The organism is Tardiphaga sp. (assembly GCF_025356345.1).
Lineage (GTDB): Bacteria > Pseudomonadota > Alphaproteobacteria > Rhizobiales > Xanthobacteraceae > Tardiphaga.
This window is the reverse complement of sequence record NZ_JANXTC010000038.1, coordinates 1-17,625: the sequence shown is the minus strand read 5'-3', so window position 1 is coordinate 17,625 and position 17,625 is coordinate 1. Positions and strand designations below refer to the sequence as shown.

Annotated in this window: 13 protein-coding genes and 1 pseudogene; 13 read left to right on the top strand and 1 reads right to left on the bottom strand. The window is 65.0% G+C overall.

Annotation, left to right across the window (positions count from 1 at the left end):
* Positions 1–15: 15 nt before the first annotated feature.
* From Q0S16_RS02000 to Q0S16_RS01945, 12 genes and pseudogenes are all read left to right on the top strand, one after another.
* The gene (locus tag Q0S16_RS02000; RefSeq protein WP_295844447.1) at positions 16–1,539 is read left to right on the top strand and encodes a PLP-dependent aminotransferase family protein; all 1,524 of its coding nucleotides are present in this window, start codon (positions 16–18) and stop codon (positions 1,537–1,539) included.
* Between the two features lie 370 nt (positions 1,540–1,909).
* Positions 1,910–3,484, top strand: a complete 1,575-nt coding sequence (locus Q0S16_RS01995; protein ID WP_295844445.1) for an ABC transporter substrate-binding protein — start codon at positions 1,910–1,912, stop codon at positions 3,482–3,484.
* A 29-nt stretch (positions 3,485–3,513) separates the two neighbouring features.
* Positions 3,514–5,514 (top strand): hydantoinase/oxoprolinase family protein, encoded by a 2,001-nt coding sequence (locus Q0S16_RS01990; RefSeq protein WP_295844441.1) that lies wholly within the window; start codon positions 3,514–3,516, stop codon positions 5,512–5,514.
* Entirely contained in the window at positions 5,511–7,085 is a 1,575-nt protein-coding gene (locus Q0S16_RS01985) for a hydantoinase B/oxoprolinase family protein (RefSeq protein ID WP_295844439.1), read from the top strand. The genes Q0S16_RS01990 and Q0S16_RS01985 overlap by 4 nt, the downstream gene beginning before the upstream one ends.
* A gap of 13 nt (positions 7,086–7,098) precedes the next feature.
* The gene (locus Q0S16_RS01980; RefSeq protein ID WP_295844437.1) at positions 7,099–8,412 is read left to right on the top strand and encodes an aminotransferase class III-fold pyridoxal phosphate-dependent enzyme; all 1,314 of its coding nucleotides are present in this window, start codon (positions 7,099–7,101) and stop codon (positions 8,410–8,412) included.
* A 16-nt stretch (positions 8,413–8,428) separates the two neighbouring features.
* Positions 8,429–9,592: pseudogene (locus tag Q0S16_RS01975) on the top strand (AMP-binding protein); the annotation flags it as partial.
* A 209-nt stretch (positions 9,593–9,801) separates the two neighbouring features.
* Positions 9,802–10,083 carry a hypothetical protein gene (locus Q0S16_RS01970; RefSeq protein WP_295844443.1) on the top strand — a complete coding sequence of 94 codons (282 nt, stop codon included), beginning with the start codon at positions 9,802–9,804 and terminating at the stop codon, positions 10,081–10,083.
* A gap of 170 nt (positions 10,084–10,253) precedes the next feature.
* Positions 10,254–11,816 carry an ABC transporter substrate-binding protein gene (locus Q0S16_RS01965; protein WP_295844434.1) on the top strand — a complete coding sequence of 521 codons (1,563 nt, stop codon included), beginning with the start codon at positions 10,254–10,256 and terminating at the stop codon, positions 11,814–11,816.
* 4 nt (positions 11,817–11,820) lie between these two features.
* Positions 11,821–13,401: a GMC family oxidoreductase N-terminal domain-containing protein gene (locus Q0S16_RS01960; protein ID WP_295844432.1), complete on the top strand. Its 1,581-nt coding sequence runs from the start codon at positions 11,821–11,823 to the stop codon at positions 13,399–13,401.
* Positions 13,402–13,578: 177 nt separating this feature from the next.
* Positions 13,579–14,745 carry a M20 family metallopeptidase gene (locus Q0S16_RS01955; protein ID WP_295844429.1) on the top strand — a complete coding sequence of 389 codons (1,167 nt, stop codon included), beginning with the start codon at positions 13,579–13,581 and terminating at the stop codon, positions 14,743–14,745.
* 18 nt (positions 14,746–14,763) lie between these two features.
* Positions 14,764–16,482 (top strand): FAD-binding protein, encoded by a 1,719-nt coding sequence (locus tag Q0S16_RS01950; RefSeq protein WP_295844426.1) that lies wholly within the window; start codon positions 14,764–14,766, stop codon positions 16,480–16,482.
* The gene (locus Q0S16_RS01945) at positions 16,479–16,805 is read left to right on the top strand and encodes a 2Fe-2S iron-sulfur cluster-binding protein (RefSeq protein ID WP_295844423.1); all 327 of its coding nucleotides are present in this window, start codon (positions 16,479–16,481) and stop codon (positions 16,803–16,805) included. Before Q0S16_RS01950 ends, Q0S16_RS01945 begins: the two co-directional genes overlap by 4 nt.
* A 102-nt stretch (positions 16,806–16,907) precedes the next feature.
* Here the strand turns inward: Q0S16_RS01945 and Q0S16_RS01940 are convergent, their stop codons facing one another.
* Entirely contained in the window at positions 16,908–17,402 is a 495-nt protein-coding gene (locus Q0S16_RS01940; RefSeq protein ID WP_295844422.1) for a MarR family transcriptional regulator, read from the bottom strand.
* Between the two features lie 35 nt (positions 17,403–17,437).
* Here Q0S16_RS01940 and Q0S16_RS01935 point away from each other — a divergent pair.
* On the top strand, positions 17,438–17,625 hold a 188-nt coding region (locus tag Q0S16_RS01935; RefSeq protein WP_295844421.1), incomplete at its 3' end, for a hypothetical protein.

The following is a 17,625-nucleotide window of genomic DNA, read 5'->3' as shown; positions in this document are numbered from 1 at the left end:
GGAAACGACAAATCCATTGCCGACAGGCAACGGCCACTAAACCGGCCGCGCTTGTCGCTGGCCGGCATGCACCTTGAGCGTACTTCACCGATTGCCTTGCATCAGCAGATCGCCGCGCATCTGCGCAGCGGCATCTTGCGCGGTACGTTTTCGGCCGGCACGCAGTTTCTGGGATCGCGCGAAGTCGCCCGCGAGCTGGGCTGCTGGCGTATGGTGGTACTGACGGCGTGGGAACTGCTCTATGCCGAAGGCTATCTGGAATCGACGCCGCGTGGCGGCGTCAGCGTGGCATCGGTCAACCAGACCCGGGCGAATGCCGCGCCGGTGACCGCGGATGATGCGGCCGCGCCATTTGACGTGGGGCACATTTCAAACCGATGGCAATCGCTGCTGGCGTCCGAATATGATACCAACTGGAAATCCGACTTCAGCCCCGGCGCGCCGGATATTTCCGGCTTTCCGTTCAAGGACTGGGCACGGCTGCTGCGCCAGAGCTGGCAGGACCCTGATCATGCCGAATGCCTCGATCTGCCGGCGGCCGGCTTGCCGGCACTGCGCCACGAGATTGCGAATTTTCTGGGCTCCGTCCGCGGCGTGGTGTGTACCCCGGCCGAGGTGGTGGTGACGTCGGGTACCTCAAGCGCGCTCGATCTGATCAGCCGCATGATCCTCGATCATGGCGACGAGGTCTGGGTTGAGGAGCCCGGCTTTGTCGAGGCGCGCTGGGCGCTGACCGCCGCCGGCGCGAGGCTGGTGCCGGTGCCGGTTGACGACAAGGGCCTGTGCGTGGCCGAGGGTATCCGGCGCGCGCCGAATGCCAAACTGATAGTAGTGACGCCGTCGCATCAATATCCGCTCGGAATCAGCATGGGGCTGGAGCGGCGGCTGGAATTGCTGGACTGGGCCAACCGGAACAATGCCTGGATTGTCGAGGACGATTATAATTCGGAATTCCGGCATCAGGACAGCATGATCGCCTCGCTGCGCTCGCTCGACCGCGAACAGCGCGTGATCTATCTCGGCACTTTCTCAAAGATTATGATGCCGAGCCTGCGGCTGGGCTATGTGGTGGCACCCGAACGGTTTGTGACGCCCTTTACCCGCGGCCGGGCGCGTATTGACGTGCACAGCTCCGGGATCGGCCAGATGGCGCTGGCCGGGTTCATGAAGGAGGGCCATCTGCTCCGCCATTTGCGGCGGATGCGAAAGGTCTATGCGATCCGCCAGCAGGCGCTGATGCAGGCGATTATCACCTATATGCCCGACGATCTCAGCGTCGCACCGTCGGCGACCGGCCTGCATCTGGTGGCGTTCTTCACCGGGGCATTGAAGGCGCGGATGAGCGACGAGGAAGCCGCGCGCAGCCTGAAGGCGGCTGGAATTCATGTGCAGCCGCTGTCGCAGAATTATCTGGAACTGGCGACGCGGCAGGGGCTGGTGTTCGGCTATGGCCGGCTCAATGCGGAAGATGCGCCACGCCTGATCGCCCGAATCGCCGGAATTCTCGGCTGCGCACCGGGGCCCCGAGCAAGTCGTTGAAATAAACCATGCAGGTCGACGCGGCGTCCGGTCGCTCGTCGCCAGATTGCCGTGCGCCCGCCAAATAGCCAGAGCACCAGTGGTATAAGGCTGCGGATACCAGGCGATGCGCCGCGTTTCGCGGTTGATGGGCGCGATTCATCACACCCAAACGCATCTGCATCACTGCTGTTTCAATGGGCAAGTCGGCACGGGAAAATCGCACAGGTCGCTGTGGTGATGTCGCCGCGCCACCGCCGCCGCGCTGGCCTAGCGCTTTGCCGCGACTCTGGCTCTATCGTCATTGGCGATAGACCTGTCACAAATTCACAACGACTGAACCAACAGGGGATCTAGGCACATGATGGATCGCGGGCGTTTGTTGAAGATCATGAGTGGCGTGGCGTGGCTGGCTTTGGTGCCGGCCGTGGCGCAGGCGCAGACCCGCGCGGAGACCTTGCGCCAGATTACCGGCAACAATATCCCGACCCTCGATCCCACCACGCCCGGCGCGACACGCGAGGCGTTCGGCGTGTCCACCAGCATCTATGACCGCCTCGTTGCCTTCGACCGCAAGAAGGAGGACGGCGTCTGGGTGTTCGACCGCACGAAACTTCGCGGCGAACTGGCCGAAAGCTACGAGATCAGCCCGGACGGATTGAAGATTACCTTCAAGCTGCGCGATGCCAAGTGGCATGACGGTACGCCGGTCACCGCGGAGGATATCAAGTGGTCGCTCGATCGCGCGGTGACCGCAAAATCGATCGCCGCGGGACAGCTCGGCACCGGCTCGCTGACCAAGGCCGAGCAGTTCACAGTCATTGATGACAAGACCATAACAGTGACCCTGCCGAAGGCCGATCGTCTGGCGCTAGCCAATCTCGCCACGCCGCTGGCGCCGATGTTCAACAGCAAGCTCGCGAAGTCGCACGCGACGGCGGAGGATCCGTGGGCGCAGGAATGGTTGAAGACCAACACCGCCGGCTCGGGTGCCTACACCGTCGAGATGTTCAAGCCCGGTGAGCAATTGATCCTGCGGCGCAACGAGAACTGGAAGGGCGGCCGCAACGGCCAGCTCGCTTTCTTCAAGCGCGTCATCGAGCAGACCATTGCCGATCCCGCCACCCGCGCCAATCTGATCGAGAAGGGCGATGCCGACATTGCCATCGATCTGCAGGCCTCTGACGTGCCAACGCTGCAGGCGCGCGGCAAGGTCAAGGTCGAATCGACGCCGCAGTCGAACGGCTTCACCATGATCGCCTTCAACACCCAGATGGCGCCGTTCGACAACGTCAAGGTCCGCAAGGCGATTGCCGCGGCATTGCCCTATGACGACATGTTCAAGGCGGCGATCTTCAAACGTGGCCTGCCGCTGTATGGCGCCGTGTGGACGACCCCGCCCAATGCCGGCTTCCCGCAGCCGATGCCGGTGAAGACCGACATCGCCGCCGCCAAGGCGCTGTTGTCCGAGGCCGGCTTTCCGAATGGGTTAAAGACCAGCTTCAGCATCAATGTCGGCTCCGCGGCGGTGACCGAGCCGATGGCCGTGCTGCTCAAGGAATCGCTCGCCAGGATCGGCATCGAGGTCGATATCCAAAAACTGCCGGACGCGCAGATGTCGACTCAGATCACCGACAAGAAGCTGCCGTTTTTCACCGAGGGCTCCACCGCCTGGCTGCCGACCACGGACTATTTTTTCCGCAACTTCTTCACCGGCAATCAGCGCTGGAATTACTCGTCGTGGAACGATGAACTGGTGATGACCCTCGCCAACCAGGCGCGGTTTGAGCAGGACCAGGCCAAATATGACGACATGGGCAAGGCGATGATTGCGCAATATGTCAAGGAGATCCCGATGGTGCTGCTGTGGCAGGCCAACCAAGACGCCGTGATGGTGCCGCAGCTTGAGGGGTACACCTACTGGTTCCACCGCCAGGTCGATTTTCGCGACCTCAGCCGCAAGTAACCATCCGCCCCAACGAAAGCATCAAGCCCTTGGACCAGATCTGGGAGATCGGCACCGATATCGGTGGCACCTTCACCGATATCATTGCCATCCGCCGCGATACCGCCGAGACGCGGATCGCCAAGGTGCCGTCGCGCCCGCAGGCGCCGGTGCAGGCGATGCTGGAAGCAATCGAGGCGGTCGGGTTGCACAAGTCCGAGGTCAAGCGCTTCATTCACGGCACCACCCGCATCACCAACGCCATCGTCGAGGGGCGGTTGCCGAAAGTGGCGCTGGTGGCGACGCAGGGGTTCGAGGACGTACTCGAGATCGCGCGCTACCGCCGCCGCGACCTGTACCGCCTCGATGTGGTGCCGAAGCCGAAGGCGTTGGTGCCGCGCGAACTGTGCTTCGCGCTCGACGAGCGGCTCGACCATGAAGGCGGAATTCTGAAAGCGCTGGAGGAGGCCGAGATCGACCGGCTGATCGTCTGGCTCAAGGAAACCGGCGTCCAGAGCGTCGCGGTGGCGTTGCTGCATGCCTATGCCAATCCGGTGCATGAAAAGATGCTGGCAGAGCGGTTGAAGGGCGTCGTGCCGCATGTCTCGCTGTCGCATGAGGTGAATGCCGAGGCGCGCGAATATGAGCGGACATCCTCGACGGTGTTCAACGCCGCGGCAATGCCGATCGCGGTGGAATATCTCAGCGAACTTGAGGAGCGGCTGCCGCTGGGTGCGGGGCTGCAGGTGTTTCATTCCGCCGGCGCGATGATTCCGATCGCGGCGGTGAAGCGTCGCCCGCTGGTGATGGCGATGTCCGGCCCGGCGGCGGGCGTCTCGGCCTCGGTCAGCATCGCCCGGCAGCTCGACAAATCGCGCGTGCTGACCTTCGACATGGGCGGCACCACCACCGACGTCTGCCTGATCATCGATGGGCAGGCCGAAATGACCGATGGCAAGCTGCTCGGCGACCGGCCGTTGCGGCAGCCGATGCTGGCGGTACATTCGATCGGCGCCGGCGGCGGTTCGATCGTGCGTGCCGGCTCCGGCGGTTTGACGGTAGGCCCGGAAAGCGCCGGCTCCGAGCCGGGTCCGGCCTGTTACGGCCGTGGCGGCACCGAGCCGACCATCACCGATGCCAACGCGCTGCTCGGCTATCTCAATCCGGCTACCAAACTCGGTGACCGCATCGGCATCGATCTCGCCGCGGCGGCACGCGCGGTGCAACCGATCGCGGACCGGCTCGGCCTCAGCCTGACCGAGACCGCGCTCGGCATCATCAAGGTCGCCAACGCCACCATGGGACGCGCGTTGCGCCGCGTCACCGTGGAGCGCGGCATTGACGGTCGCGACTGCACGCTGCTGGCATTCGGTGGCGGCGGGCCGATGCATGCGTCGGGGCTCGCCGAGCTCTACGGCATCAGCGAGATCGTGGTGCCGGCGGCGTCCAGCGCGTTTTCGGCGCTCGGCTGCCTGACCGCCGATTTCAGCTTCCTGCAGCAGCAGACGCTGCGCGCCGCGCTCGACGGTATCGACCTGACAAGAGTCTCGCAGCGCATCGGCGCGATGGTCGAGCTGACGCTGGAACCGCTGGTGGCCAATGCCATTCCGCGCGAATCCATCGAGATCGAGTTGGTCGCCTTGATGCGCTACGCCGCGCAGTCCGACGCCATCCCGGTGCCGTTCACGCTGCCGCTCGAACCGGCGCTTTTGCAGCAGCATTTTCTGGCCAAGCACCGCGAGTTGTACGGCTACGCCACCGCCGAGCCCTGCGTGATCGAATCGATCCGCGTGCAGGCGCGCCAGCCGTCGACGACGTCGGTGGGCCGCCCCGGCACTGATTCCAGGCGCACCGAATTCGTCGCACGCACATGCTCGTTCGATAACGCGCACGATGTCCTGACCGAGGTGATCGATCGCGGCACGATGTCCGACGCCGTCACCGGCCCCGCTATCATCGAGGACGCCTGGTCGACGGTGGTGGTGCCGCCGGGCTGGCAGGCGACGCCGAATAGTACTGGAAACCTGTTTCTGACGAAGGTCGCATCATGAAGCTCGACCCGTTTGCCGTGGAAGTGATCCGCCATGGCCTGTCGGCGGCGGCGGAAGAAATGAGCCTGGTGATGACGCGCTCGGCGCGTTCGCCGCTGCTGCGCGAGGCCGGCGACCTGTCGTCGGCGATCACCGACGCGCAGGGCGAGTTGGTCGGGCAGGGCCGCGACATCCCGGTCCATCTCGGCGCCATGGCCTATACGGTGCGCGAAACGCTGAAGGTGGTGCCCGCCGCCTCGCTCAACGACGGCGACGTGCTGATCTACAATCTCGGCGCACTCGGCGGCAATCACCTCAACGACGTCAAGGTGGTGCGCCCGGTGTTCTTCGAGGGTGAGATCGTCGCTTTCGCCGTCAGTCTGGCGCATTGGCCGGATATCGGCGGCTTCTGGCCCGGCAGCTACTTTGCAAAGGCGATCGATACCTTCCAGGAAGCGCTGCGGATTCCGCCGATCCTTATCGCGACCGCCGCGGGGGTCTGCGATTCCATCGTCCAGTTCCTCAAGGTCAATGTCCGCGATCCCGAAGCCTGCGAGGGCGATCTGCTCGGTCAGATCGCCTGCACCCGGGCTGGCGAAAAGCGCATCGTCGAATTGTGCAAGCAGCACGGCAAGGCAACCTTCGTCGCTACGCTGTCGCGGCTGCACGATCTGTCCGAAGCCGAGATGCGCGAGGCGATCCTGCAATTGCCGGACGGCGTCTATGAAGGCGAGGATTTCATGGATGATGGCGGCCCCGGCAACGCGCCGGCCCGCATCCATGTCAGGATCACCATCGCGGGCGACGAGGCGACCTTCGACCTGTCCGGCAGTTGCGACCGGGTTTCGAATTTCTGCAACACCACCTCGTTCATTGCGCGTTCGGCGGTGGCCTACAGCGCGCGCATCATGAGCGGCCGCGATATGCAGCAGAATGGCGGCGCGCTGCGTCCGCTCACCATCATCACCCGCCCCGGCTCGATCCTCGATCCCGGGCTCACCGCGCCGGTGGCGGCCGGCAATCACGAGACCTCGTTGCGCATCGTCGATGCGATCTTCCTGGCGATGAAGGACGTGATCCCGGAGCGGCTGTCGTCGGGCGGTGCCACCACGTCGGGCATGTTGTCCTTTGCCGAGCAGCGCGACGATGGCACCTGGAAGATGCTGTACGAAGTCCATGCCGGCGGCGAGGGCGCGCGTTACAACCGTGCCGGCTGCGCCGCCACCCGCGTGCATCTCACCAATACGTCGAACACGCCGGCCGAGGTCATCGAAGCCAACTACAATATCCGGGTCGAGCGGCAGGCGATCCGCTGGGGCTCCGGCGGCGCCGGAAAATATGCCGGGGGTGACGGCGTCGTCCGCACCTACCGGATCCTGGCGCCCAGCATGCATCTCACCAGCAGCGTCGAGCGCATGGTGATTCCGCCCTTCGGCCTGCATGGCGGCGAGCCAGGCGCCACCTGCCGCGTCTCGCTGATGCGCGGCGGCGAGGCCATCGCGATCGACGGCAAGTCGAACCTCGTGCTGCAGCAGGACGATCTCGTCACCATCGAGATGTGCGGCGGCGGTGGATTTGGGGCGGCGGCGTGAAGAGAGAATCCCGATGAGTAGATTGCTGCGAACCACCCTTAATGCCGGTGACACGGCTCCCCCGACCGTGGTCGGCGGCGAGGGCGTGTACTTCCATTTGCAGGATGGCCGCCGCCTGATCGACGGCAGCAACACCGGCGGCGGGCTCGGTCATCGCCATCCCCGCATGGTGGAGGCGATCCGTGAGGCCGCCGATACGCCGGTGGTCAACGAAGGCTGGACCTGGATCGGCCGCGAGCAGGCCGCCGAGGACCTGATCGCCACCGCCTTCAAGGGCGAGGAGGACTGGGTCGGCGCGGTGCGCTTCTGCATCAGCGGCTCGGAGGCCAATGACATGGCGCTGTCGCTGTGCCAGGCGCTGACGCAGAAGACCGCGTTGGCCACCCGCGAGCGCGCCTATCACGGCCTGGTCGGCCTGTCGCGCAGCATGACCGTGCAGCCGCACTGGCATGGCGGCCTCGCGGTGCACGCCGGCGGATCGCAACTGCCGCCTCCAATCGTCGACGTCCGCGTGCTGCCGGCACCCGACGGCGCGATCTACGGCGCGCCGCTGCACAACAGCCCGGTCAGGGAATATCTCGGCGACGCCCGTGCGACGCTGGCGGATACCGCGGCGACGATCATCGATTACACCCAAGGGGGCAGCTATTATGACGCCGACTACCAAAACGAGGTGGCGCGCCATGCCGCGGCTGCCGGTTCGTACTGGATCGCCGACGAGGTTGTAACCGGCGCCGGCCGCGCCGGCCGCTGGTTCGCGTTCCAGGGCGCTGCGAGCCGGCCGGACATCATCACCATGGGCAAGTCGCTTGGCGGCGGTGCCGCATCGGTCGCCGCGGTGGTGGTGTCGAAGAAGATCGTCGACCAGCTCAAGGGCAAGAGCTGGCAAAATTACGGGACGTTGCGCGGCCACCCGATCAGCATGGCCGCGGTCAGCGCCTATCTTGCCACCGTCACCGATGAGAACATCCTGGCGCATGTGCGCAAGATGGAGGCGCTGTTCGCGCGCCGCCTGGTCGAGATCGCGCGAAAACATCCGAGCGTGAAACGCGTAGCCGGCCAGGGTCTGCACTGGACCGTCGAACTTCATGGGCCGGACTGGCGAACCTGGACTGCCGATACCATGGAAAATCCGATCGCCTCGCGGGTTGCCGCGCGAGCGATGCAGGCCGGCGCGGTGATAGGCACCAGCGGCGAGCAGACCTCGCTATTCCTGGCGCCGGCGCTGATCATCAACGAAGCGGAGTCGGAAGCGCTGCTGGAAGCGCTCGACTTCGGCCTGCAACTTGCCGACCAGGAATTTTCACGCGCCGGCGGCGCACACTGATCAAGGAAGGGCCGGCATGACCGATCTGTCGCCATCCTGGCCTGCTGGCGAGCCCCGGCATCTTACGTTGCCCGAAGGCACGTTATACGACGCGCTGACGCGCGCGGCTGAGGCGCGCCCGGATCACCCGGCTACGGCATTCTACGGCGGCATTCTCAGCTACGGTGAACTGCGCGCGCAGGTCGATGCCATGGCCGGCTATCTGCGGAATTTCTGCGGTGTCCAGCGCGGCGACCGCGTGCTGATCGCGCTGCAGAACTCTCCGCAATATGTCATCGCTTATTATGCGGTGATGCGCGCCGACGCGGTGGTAGTGCCGGTCAATCCCATGAACAAGACCGCGGAGGTCGACTATCAGGCCGGCGACAGCGGCGCCCGCATTGCCATCATCGGCAGCGATCTGGGCGAGGTCTTCACGCCACTGCTGGGATCGGAGCTCAGCCATGTCATCGTGGCGCGGTATCGCGACTACGTCCCCGCCGCCACCCCCTATACGCTGCCAGCCTGCGTCACCCAGTCGTCGGCACCGCTGCCGGATACGCCGGGCTGGCACCTGTGGTCGGCGGCGTTGGCGCGGGCGGCGTCGCCGGGGCCGATGCGCTCCACGCCCGACGATCTCTGCGTTCTGCCCTATACGTCCGGCACCACCGGCAAGCCGAAGGCCTGCATCCATCCGCACCGCAACGTGCTGTTCACCGCGGTGCTGCAGGCGCGCTGGTACGGGCTCGGCGCCGACGATGTGCTGACCGGTTTTCAGCCGCTGTTTCATGTCGCTGGCATGCAGGGCTCGATGAACGCGGCGGTCTCGATCGGCGCCACGCTGGTGCTAATGGCGCGCTGGGACAAGGACCTGATCCCAGAATTTTTTGAGGCCCACGGCGTCACGTTCTGGAATGCGGCGCCGACCATGATCGTCGACGTGTTGTCGAGCGCCGGCTTCCACGACGATTGTTTTGCAAGGCTCAGGGTTCTGACCGGCGGCGGCGCGGCCATGCCAGCGACGGTGGCGGAAAGGCTGAAGTCGCGCTTCGACCTCGAATTCATCGAGGGCTATGGCATGACCGAGACGATGTCGCCGACCCACCTCAACCCGATGGCAACACCGAAGCGGCAGTGTCTCGGAATTGTCGTGCACGACACCGATGCGCGGATCATCGATCCCGGGACGCTGGCCGAACTCGGCCATGACGAGACCGGCGAGATCGTCGTGCACGGCCCGCAGGTCTTGCGGGATTACTGGAACCGGCCGGATGCCAACGCGACCTCGTTTGTCGATCTCGCTGGCCAGCGCTTCCTGCGCACCGGCGATCTCGGCTACCGCGACCGTGACGGTTATTTCTTTGTCGTCGATCGCCTCAAGCGCATGATCAATGTCAGTGGCTTCAAGGTGTGGCCGGCCGAGGTCGGGCCACCCTGTACGGCCATCCCGCCATCAAGGAATGCTGCATCATCTCGACGCCGGACGCTTATCGCGGCGAAGGCGTCAAGGCGCTGGTGGTGCTGCATGTCGACAAGGCCGACACTTCCGCGGACGACATCATCGCCTGGGCGCGTGACAACATGGCCAGCTACAAGGCGCCACGGAGCGTGGTGTTCGTGGGCAGCCTGCCACGTTCTGAAAGCAACAAGATCAGCTGGCGGCTGTTGCAGGAGGCCGAGTGGAAGCCGTGACCACTACGACATCGCCGACGATTTCGCTGGCGGGCGCAGCAAACGCGCGGCAGCCAGTCATGGCGGCATGATGTTCGCCGTCCATGCGGCACAGCGATTGCTTATGCAGATCGTCGTTTTAGCCGCCATCCAGTCCTCTCAGAACCTTTCGCACGAACCTCAAGGGTACCATGTCCAGATTGAAGGCTTTCATTTTCGCGCTGTTTTCGCTCGCGGTTGTCGCGGCCCCGCCGGTGACGCCAGCCCATGCCGCCAGTAATCTGATCGCGGTGCTGGAAGCCGAGATCGTCACGCTCGATCCGCATTTCACGCCGGCCTATATCTCGCGGACCTTCGGCTTCATGGTGTTCGACACGCTGTTCGCCAAGAACGCGGCGGGCGAGATCAAGCCGCAGATGGTGCGGGACTACAAGGTCTCGCCCGACGGCCTGATCTACACCTTTACGTTGCGCGATGGCCTGAAATGGCATGACGGCGCCCCGGTGACCGCCGCGGATTGCGTCGCCTCGCTGCGTCGCTGGGGCGATCGCAGTGCGCTCGGCCGCCGCATCCTCGCCATCACGGCATCGGTGGAGGCGTCCGATGTCAGGACCTTCGTGCTAACGCTGAAGGAACCGTCGGCACTGGTGATCGATTCGCTCGGCAATACGATCAGCCCGGTCGCCTTCATGATGCCGGAGCGCATTGCCAAGACGCCCGGCGACCAGCGCATCACCGAGATCATCGGCTCCGGCCCGTTCGTCTACAGCAAGGCTGATCACCGTAGCGGCGATCGCATGATCCTGAAGAAATTCGCCGATTATGTGCCGCGTTCGGAGCCGGCCGACTTCCTGTCCGGCGGCAAGCGCGTCGGCGTCGATACGCTGGAAATCCGTGTCATTCCCGACGGCTCCACGGCGGCTTCCGCGCTGCAGACCGGGGAGGTCGACTTCATGCAATATGCGCCGTTCGACCTGCTGCCGCTGCTGGAGAAGAACGCCAAGATCAAGGTCGTCAACTTCACGGGCGGCAACCAGTTCGCCGGCGCCTATCGCATCAATCCACTGACCAAGCCGTTCGACGATCCGGCGATTCGCCGCGTGTTGTGGAAGCTGGTCGATCAGCGCGAGGTCATCGACGGTCTCGGACTTGATGCCAAATACGGCGCGCCTTGCGCCTCGTTCTTTACCTGCGGCACGCCCTATGCGAACGATGCCGGCACCGAGGCGGCGAAAAATCCCTCGGTCGAGGCCGCCAAAGCGGCGCTGAAGCTGACCAAATATGCCGGCGAGCCGGTCATCGTGATGCAGGCCAGCGATCTCGAGGCGCCGCGCATCTCGGCGCAGGTGCTCGCCGAAAAGCTCAAGCAGGCCGGTTTCACCGTCGATCTGCAGGTGATGGACTGGGCCAGCCTGTTGGTGCGCCGCACCAAGAAGGACGGCTGGAGCGTCTATGGCGTCCACGCCGGCGGCTTCGATCTCGGTTCGCCCCTGACCAACGGCATGGTGGCGTTCAACTGCGTCGACATTTCCGCATGGCATTGCGACGCCCGCCTGACGCCGCTGCTCACCGCCTTCGCCAAATCGGTCAGCGAAGACGAACGCAAGAAGCTGGCCTATGATATCCAGGCGATCATGTATGATCAGACGCCGGCGGTTCCGTGGGGCCAGTTCGCCCAGCCGGCGGCGTATCGCTCCAATTTGCGCGGTGTGATTCCGTCGGCTATTCCGATCTTCTGGAACATCGAGAAATAAGCTCATGTATGATGTCATTGTAGTTGGCGGCGGCTCTGCCGGCGCCGCCATTGCCGCGAGGCTCTCCGAGGATTCCAGCAAGCGTATCCTGCTGCTGGAAGCCGGACTCGACTGGCGCGCCGATGAGGCGCCGTGGGAGGTCCGCACCCCCAATCCGATCCCGATCATCCATCATCGCGAATATCAGGAGAAGTGGCAGTGGCCGCATCTGCTGACGCGTCGGGTCGCCGGGCAGCAGCCGCGCTTCTACTGGCGCGGCAAGGGCCTCGGTGGTTCCTCGATGATGAACGGCCAGATCGCGATCCGCGGCGTCGCCGCCGCGTTCGACGAATGGGCGACCAATGGCTGCACCGGCTGGTCGGCGAAAGAAGTGATGCCGCTGTTTTCGCTGATCGAGGACGATTTTGAATTTGGCGGTACACCGGGCCATGGCCGGGGTGGTCCGCTGCCGATCTACCGCGCGCCGCCGGAAAAATGGGGCCCGGTCGATAGCGGCCTTCGCGATGCCGCGTTGGCCTCGGGCTATAAGTGGTGCGATGATGTCAACGGTGCCGATGGTGAAGGTGCGGCGTGCTACCCGATCAACAGCCGCGATTTGCGCCGTATCACCACCAACGAGGCCTATCTGGAGCCGGCGCGTGGCCGCGCCAATCTGGAGATCCGCGGCCACGCGCTGGTCGATCGTCTTGTCATCACGGACGGTCGGGCTACCGGCGTGATCGTGCATGTCGAAGGGCAGGGCACGTCCGAAATCAGCGCGCGTGAAATTGTGCTGTGTGCCGGCGCGATCCACAGTCCGGCGATCCTGCTGCGTTCCGGCATCGGCCCGGCCGGCGAATTGAAAGCAATGGGCATCGCGGTTGAAAGCGACCTGCCGGTCGGCAAGCACTTCTTCGACCACCCGCTGTTCCGCGCCACCGTGCAGCTCAAGGAAGAATTGCGCGCGACCGATCCGGACACCCGTCACACCAATTGCTGCGTGACCTATTCGTCGGGTCTCGCGGACGGCGGCAAGCGCGACATGATCCTGATCGCCTTCAACCACCGTGGCATCGGCATCCCCGCCGCGATCGGCGCGGGACTGTTCAACGCTTTTTCGCGCGGCACGCTGAAACTGGCCTCCACCGACGCCTCGATCGATCCGATCGTCGAGGAAAACATGCTGGCCGACCCGCGCGACATGTCGCGCATGGTCGACGCGGTGAAGCGGCTCGCGGTCCTCACCACGCAGCCGGCGCTGGCCGACAAGGCGGAATGGATCCGGCTGATCGACACCGACCTGACGCTGCCGCGGGCGGCGGCGTTGCCGATCAGCGAACTGGAAGCCATCCTGCGCCGTGACACCGGCGACATCCAGCACGCCGCCGGTTCCTGCCGCATGAGCGGCTTCAACGACGCCAGCGGCGTGGTCAACCCGGATGGCACGGTGAAGGGCCTGCGCGGCATGCGCGTCGCGGATGCCTCGATCATGCCGTCGGACTGCCGCGCCAATACCCACCTCACCACGGTGGTGATCGGCGAATATATCGCCAGGATGATGAAGCAGGCGATGGCTGCGAAGGCCGCTCCTGCGATGGCGGTGTAGTCCCAATCGCGGCCCTTCACCGAACCATCGGCTTGTCATTGCGAGGAGCGAAGCGACGCGGCAATCCAGAGCCACGAACTCGGCAAGACTGGATTGCTTCGTCGCAAGGGCTCCTCGCAATGACGAACAAGCTGTCAGACTTCGCTTCAAATAACGCTGTTGCAAGAAAGAACGGTCATGTCCTCGTCCACCGAAACCCAGATCACCGAATGGCTCGCGTCGCAAAGACAGCCGATGATCGAGCTGCTGCGCGACGTCGTGAACATCGATTCCGGCTCCTACAACAAGCCCGGCGTCGATGCGGTCGGCGCGCGGTTCGAGCGGCATTTCGCCGAGTACGGCATCGCATGTTTCCGCGAGCCGCATGACGTGTCCGGCGATGCGCTGCATGGCTCGGTTGCCAAGCCGGGCAGCAACGAGAAGCCGGTGCTGTTGATGGGGCATCGCGATACGGTGTTTCCGAAAGGCGAGGTGGCGCATCGCCCGTTCAGCATCGAAGGCAGCAGGGCCCATGGTCCCGGTGTCGCCGACATGAAGGCTGGTCTCGTCATCAACGTCTTCGTCGCCGCGGCGTTCGCCAAATTCGGCAGCGCGCCATGCCCGATCAAGCTGCTGATCACCTCCGACGAGGAGATCGGCTCGCCGTCGTCGCGCCCGGTGATCGAGCGCGAGGCCCGCGCGGCGCGCGCGGTGTATAATTCCGAACCGGGCCGTCCGACCGGCAATATCACCACCAGTCGCAAGGGTGGCGTGTTCATGCGCTTCGAGATCTTTGGCAAGGCGGCGCATTCCGGCAATAATTTCGGCGACGGCATCAGCGCGATCGGCGAACTCGCGCACAAGATCGTGCGGATCCATGCGCTCACCGACATGGCCAAAGGCATCACGCTGAATGTCGGCCTGATCGCTGGCGGCCAGTCGGTCAACACCACCGCGCCGCACGCCGAGGGCCAGATCGACCTGCGCTATATCGACCCGGCCGACCGCGCCACCACGCTGGCGGCGATCGAGGCCATTATCGCGACATCGACGGTGCCGGGCACCACGGCCAAGCTGCACATCAATGGTGAATTCCTGCCGCTGGTGCAGAGCGAATCCTCGAAAATCCTGTTCGATGCCTATCGCGCGGCGGCCAAGGACGCCGGACTGCCCAAACTCGACGGCGAATTCGCCGGCGGCTGCGCCGATTCCGGCTTTACCGCCAGCGTCGGCACGCCGACCCTGTGCGGGCTTGGCCCCGTCGGCGGCAACGTGCATACCGCGCAGGAATGGCTCGATCTCGACAGCATCGTGCCGCGCGCCACCGCTTTGGCACTGGCGATCTTGCGGATACCTGTCGACTGACCGGTGAAGGGACCCATGATGACCGCTGCCGAACGCCGGGACGAAAGCACCCATCTTGAAGCCGACGTGCTGGTCATCGGCGCCGGCGGGGCCGGCATGTATGCCGCGCTGGAGGCGGCGCGCTTTGGCGCCTCGGTCATTCTCGCCGACCGCAGCCTGATTGGGCGCGGCGGCGCCACGGTGATGGCGCAGATGACGGTCGCCGCGGCGCTCGGCGAGCAGACGCCGGATCACTGGGAGCATCATCTGGCCGACACGCTGGCCGCCGGCCGCGGCCTGTGCGACGAGCGCCTCGCCGCGCTGTTGTGCGAGGACGGGCCGCGCCGGCTGCGCGAAATGGAGGCGTGGAAGGTTGGCTGGGCGCGCGAGGACGGCCACATCAAGCAGGCCCAGGCGCCGGGTCATGACCGGCCGCGTTGCGCCTATGTCGATTTCCTCTCCACCGGACCGGCGGTGTCGAAGACGCTGCGCACCCAGCTCAACTCGGCCGACGGCATCCGCCGGATCGGCGATCTGGTCATCGTCGACATCGCGATGCACGACGGTGAAGCCTGCGGCGCCACTGCGCTGCATCTGCCGACCGGTGGCGCCGTCACCATCGCGGCGAAGGCCGTCATCATTGCCACCGGCGGATTGACCGGGCTGTATCGCCGCAACAGCGCTTCGTCGAACATGGGAGGCGACGGCTATGCGCTGGCGCTGCGCGCTGGCGCCGAACTGATCGACATGGAATTCGTGCAGTTTTTTCCGATCGGGCATCTCGCGCCAAGGCTGGTCGGGATGGATCCGATCATGTGGGACCCGTTCCGCTACAAGCTCGGCGGCAAGCTCTTGAATTCCGAGATGCGCGAATTCGAGGACGACTACGCCACGCGGGATTCACGTAGCGACGGCACCTATGTGCTGACCCGCGACCTTGCTACCTATGCCATCACCAAGGAGGTCGGAGCTGGTCGCGGCAGCCCGGCGGGCGGCGCCTGGCTCAGTTTCCAGCATGTGCCCGAGGCGGTGATCCGCGCCGCCTTCGGCCCGGTCGTCGATCGTCTGCTGGCCAACGGTATTGATCTTGCGAAGCGCCCGGTCGAGGTGGCACCGATCGCGCATTATCACATGGGCGGCATTCGCGTCGACGCGACGATGCAAACCGGCGTACCCGGCCTGTTTGCCTGCGGCGAGGCGGTCGGCGGCGCCAACGGCGCCAACCGGCTGTCGGGCAATGCGATCACCGAAGCCTTTGTGTTCGGCGCGCAAGCGGGCCGCGGCGCCGCGCAACGCGCGACGTCGCAGGCCGCGATGTGGTCGCCCGACGCGGCACAAGCGGCGCTCGATCTGCTGCGCAGCGCCGAGCGGCGCGATGCGCCGAATCCGGCGGCCGTGGTGGCGAAGCTGCGGGCGGTGATGGCCGACGAGGTCGGCCCGTTCCGCACCGATGCCGGATTGCGCGCGGCGATCGCCTCGATCGCGCAATTGAAGGTCGATATCGGCGAAACACCGATGTTCTCCATTTCTACCTTCGACCCGGTGCTGGTCGACTGGCTCGATCTGCGCAACATGCTGCGGGTCGCGCAATCCGTCGCGGTCTCGGCGCTGGCGCGGACCGAAAGCCGCGGCGCGCATCAGCGCGATGACCACCTCGGCCTTGATGAAGCCTGGCGCGTCAACCAGATCGTCAGCCTCGCCGACGGTGCCGTCAGCCTGCGCAAGGTTGAGCCGACCACCGGAAAGGCCGCGGCATGAAGGCGACCCTCAGCATCCAGCGCGGCACGCCCGGCGAGACGCGGCACCAGACGTTCGACGTTGCCTTCGAGCCGGGCCAATCGGTGCTGGACGGCCTGCGCGCGCTGCGCCGTACGAGCGATCCGTCGCTGGCGTTCCGGTTCTCCTGCATCAATGCCAATGCCTGCAAGGAATGCATGATGCTGATCGATGGCAAGGTCGACTACGCCTGCACCGTGCGCCTCAAGGAAGGCATGACGGTTCTGGCGCCGCTGCCGAAGAAGAAGCTGATCCGCGACCTTGTCACTGAAATCGCCCCGCCCGACGAACGGCTGTTGCGCTGAATTCTTAACCCCGCGCGCTCGCGGCGGCCGCGACAAATACCGTTGCCTGTTTCGTGTCTGTCTGACTAATTTATAGCCGTTCTGAATTGCGTCCGCTGCCGCTCAATCCACCGCGATACGGGCGCCGTCGCGATCGGCGTTGTCTACGACAATGCGCTGCATCATGGCGATGAACAGCGCCTGTTCCGACTTGCTGAGGCTGCCCAGCGTCGCCCGATGCGCCGCGCGGGCCGCGCTCTCGATCTGGCCGAGCAAGGCGGCGCCCGCTGGTGTCAGCTTGCAGATCCGGGCGCGCCGGTCATCGCCGCTGACCGGACGCTCCACCAGGTTTCGCGCTTCCAGCCGCTTCAGCGCGCCGGTCGTGGTGGTGCGATCCAGCGCAATATCAGCCGCCAGGCTGGTCTGGTCAGCCGTTCCCCGTTCCGCCAGCGCGGACAGCAGGCTGTATTGCAACGGCGTGATTTCGAAGCCGCCGCAGGCCTCCTGGAACAGCGCCACATGGATCTGGTGCAGGCGGCGGATCAGGAATCCGGGTCTTTGCGGCAGCGGCCAGGGCGGGTGGCCCGGTCGGCTTGCCGCCTTGTTGGCTTTCGGCAACTCGCTTCTCCTGACACCTTCGGCTCGGAACACGTTTGGCGAACGAGGGGTGCTGCGCAATCTATGGCACGTTCTTTGCTCTTGCAAAGTACGAAGTATGCTTCGTATTCTGGCTGCGGCCGCAAGTGCCCGCCGGAACATTGGGGAGAGTGTCCATGTCCATCACCGCCACCTTCGACCTGCTGCTGCGCGGCGGCCGTGTCATCGATCCGGCCTCCGGCAT

Bases quoted from the DNA above. Each gene is read 5' to 3' on its own strand.
- Q0S16_RS01995 (WP_295844445.1), top strand. From the start codon at position 1,910: ATGAGTGGCGTGGCGTGGCTGGCTTTGGTGCCGGCCGTGGCGCAGGCG.
- Q0S16_RS01985 (WP_295844439.1), top strand. From the start codon at position 5,511: ATGAAGCTCGACCCGTTTGCCGTGGAAGTGATCCGCCATGGCCTGTCG.
- Q0S16_RS01980 (WP_295844437.1), top strand. From the start codon at position 7,099: ATGAGTAGATTGCTGCGAACCACCCTTAATGCCGGTGACACGGCTCCC.
- Q0S16_RS01965 (WP_295844434.1), top strand. From the start codon at position 10,254: ATGTCCAGATTGAAGGCTTTCATTTTCGCGCTGTTTTCGCTCGCGGTT.
- Q0S16_RS01960 (WP_295844432.1), top strand. From the start codon at position 11,821: ATGTATGATGTCATTGTAGTTGGCGGCGGCTCTGCCGGCGCCGCCATT.
- Q0S16_RS01955 (WP_295844429.1), top strand. From the start codon at position 13,579: ATGTCCTCGTCCACCGAAACCCAGATCACCGAATGGCTCGCGTCGCAA.
- Q0S16_RS01950 (WP_295844426.1), top strand. From the start codon at position 14,764: ATGACCGCTGCCGAACGCCGGGACGAAAGCACCCATCTTGAAGCCGAC.
- Q0S16_RS01945 (WP_295844423.1), top strand. From the start codon at position 16,479: ATGAAGGCGACCCTCAGCATCCAGCGCGGCACGCCCGGCGAGACGCGG.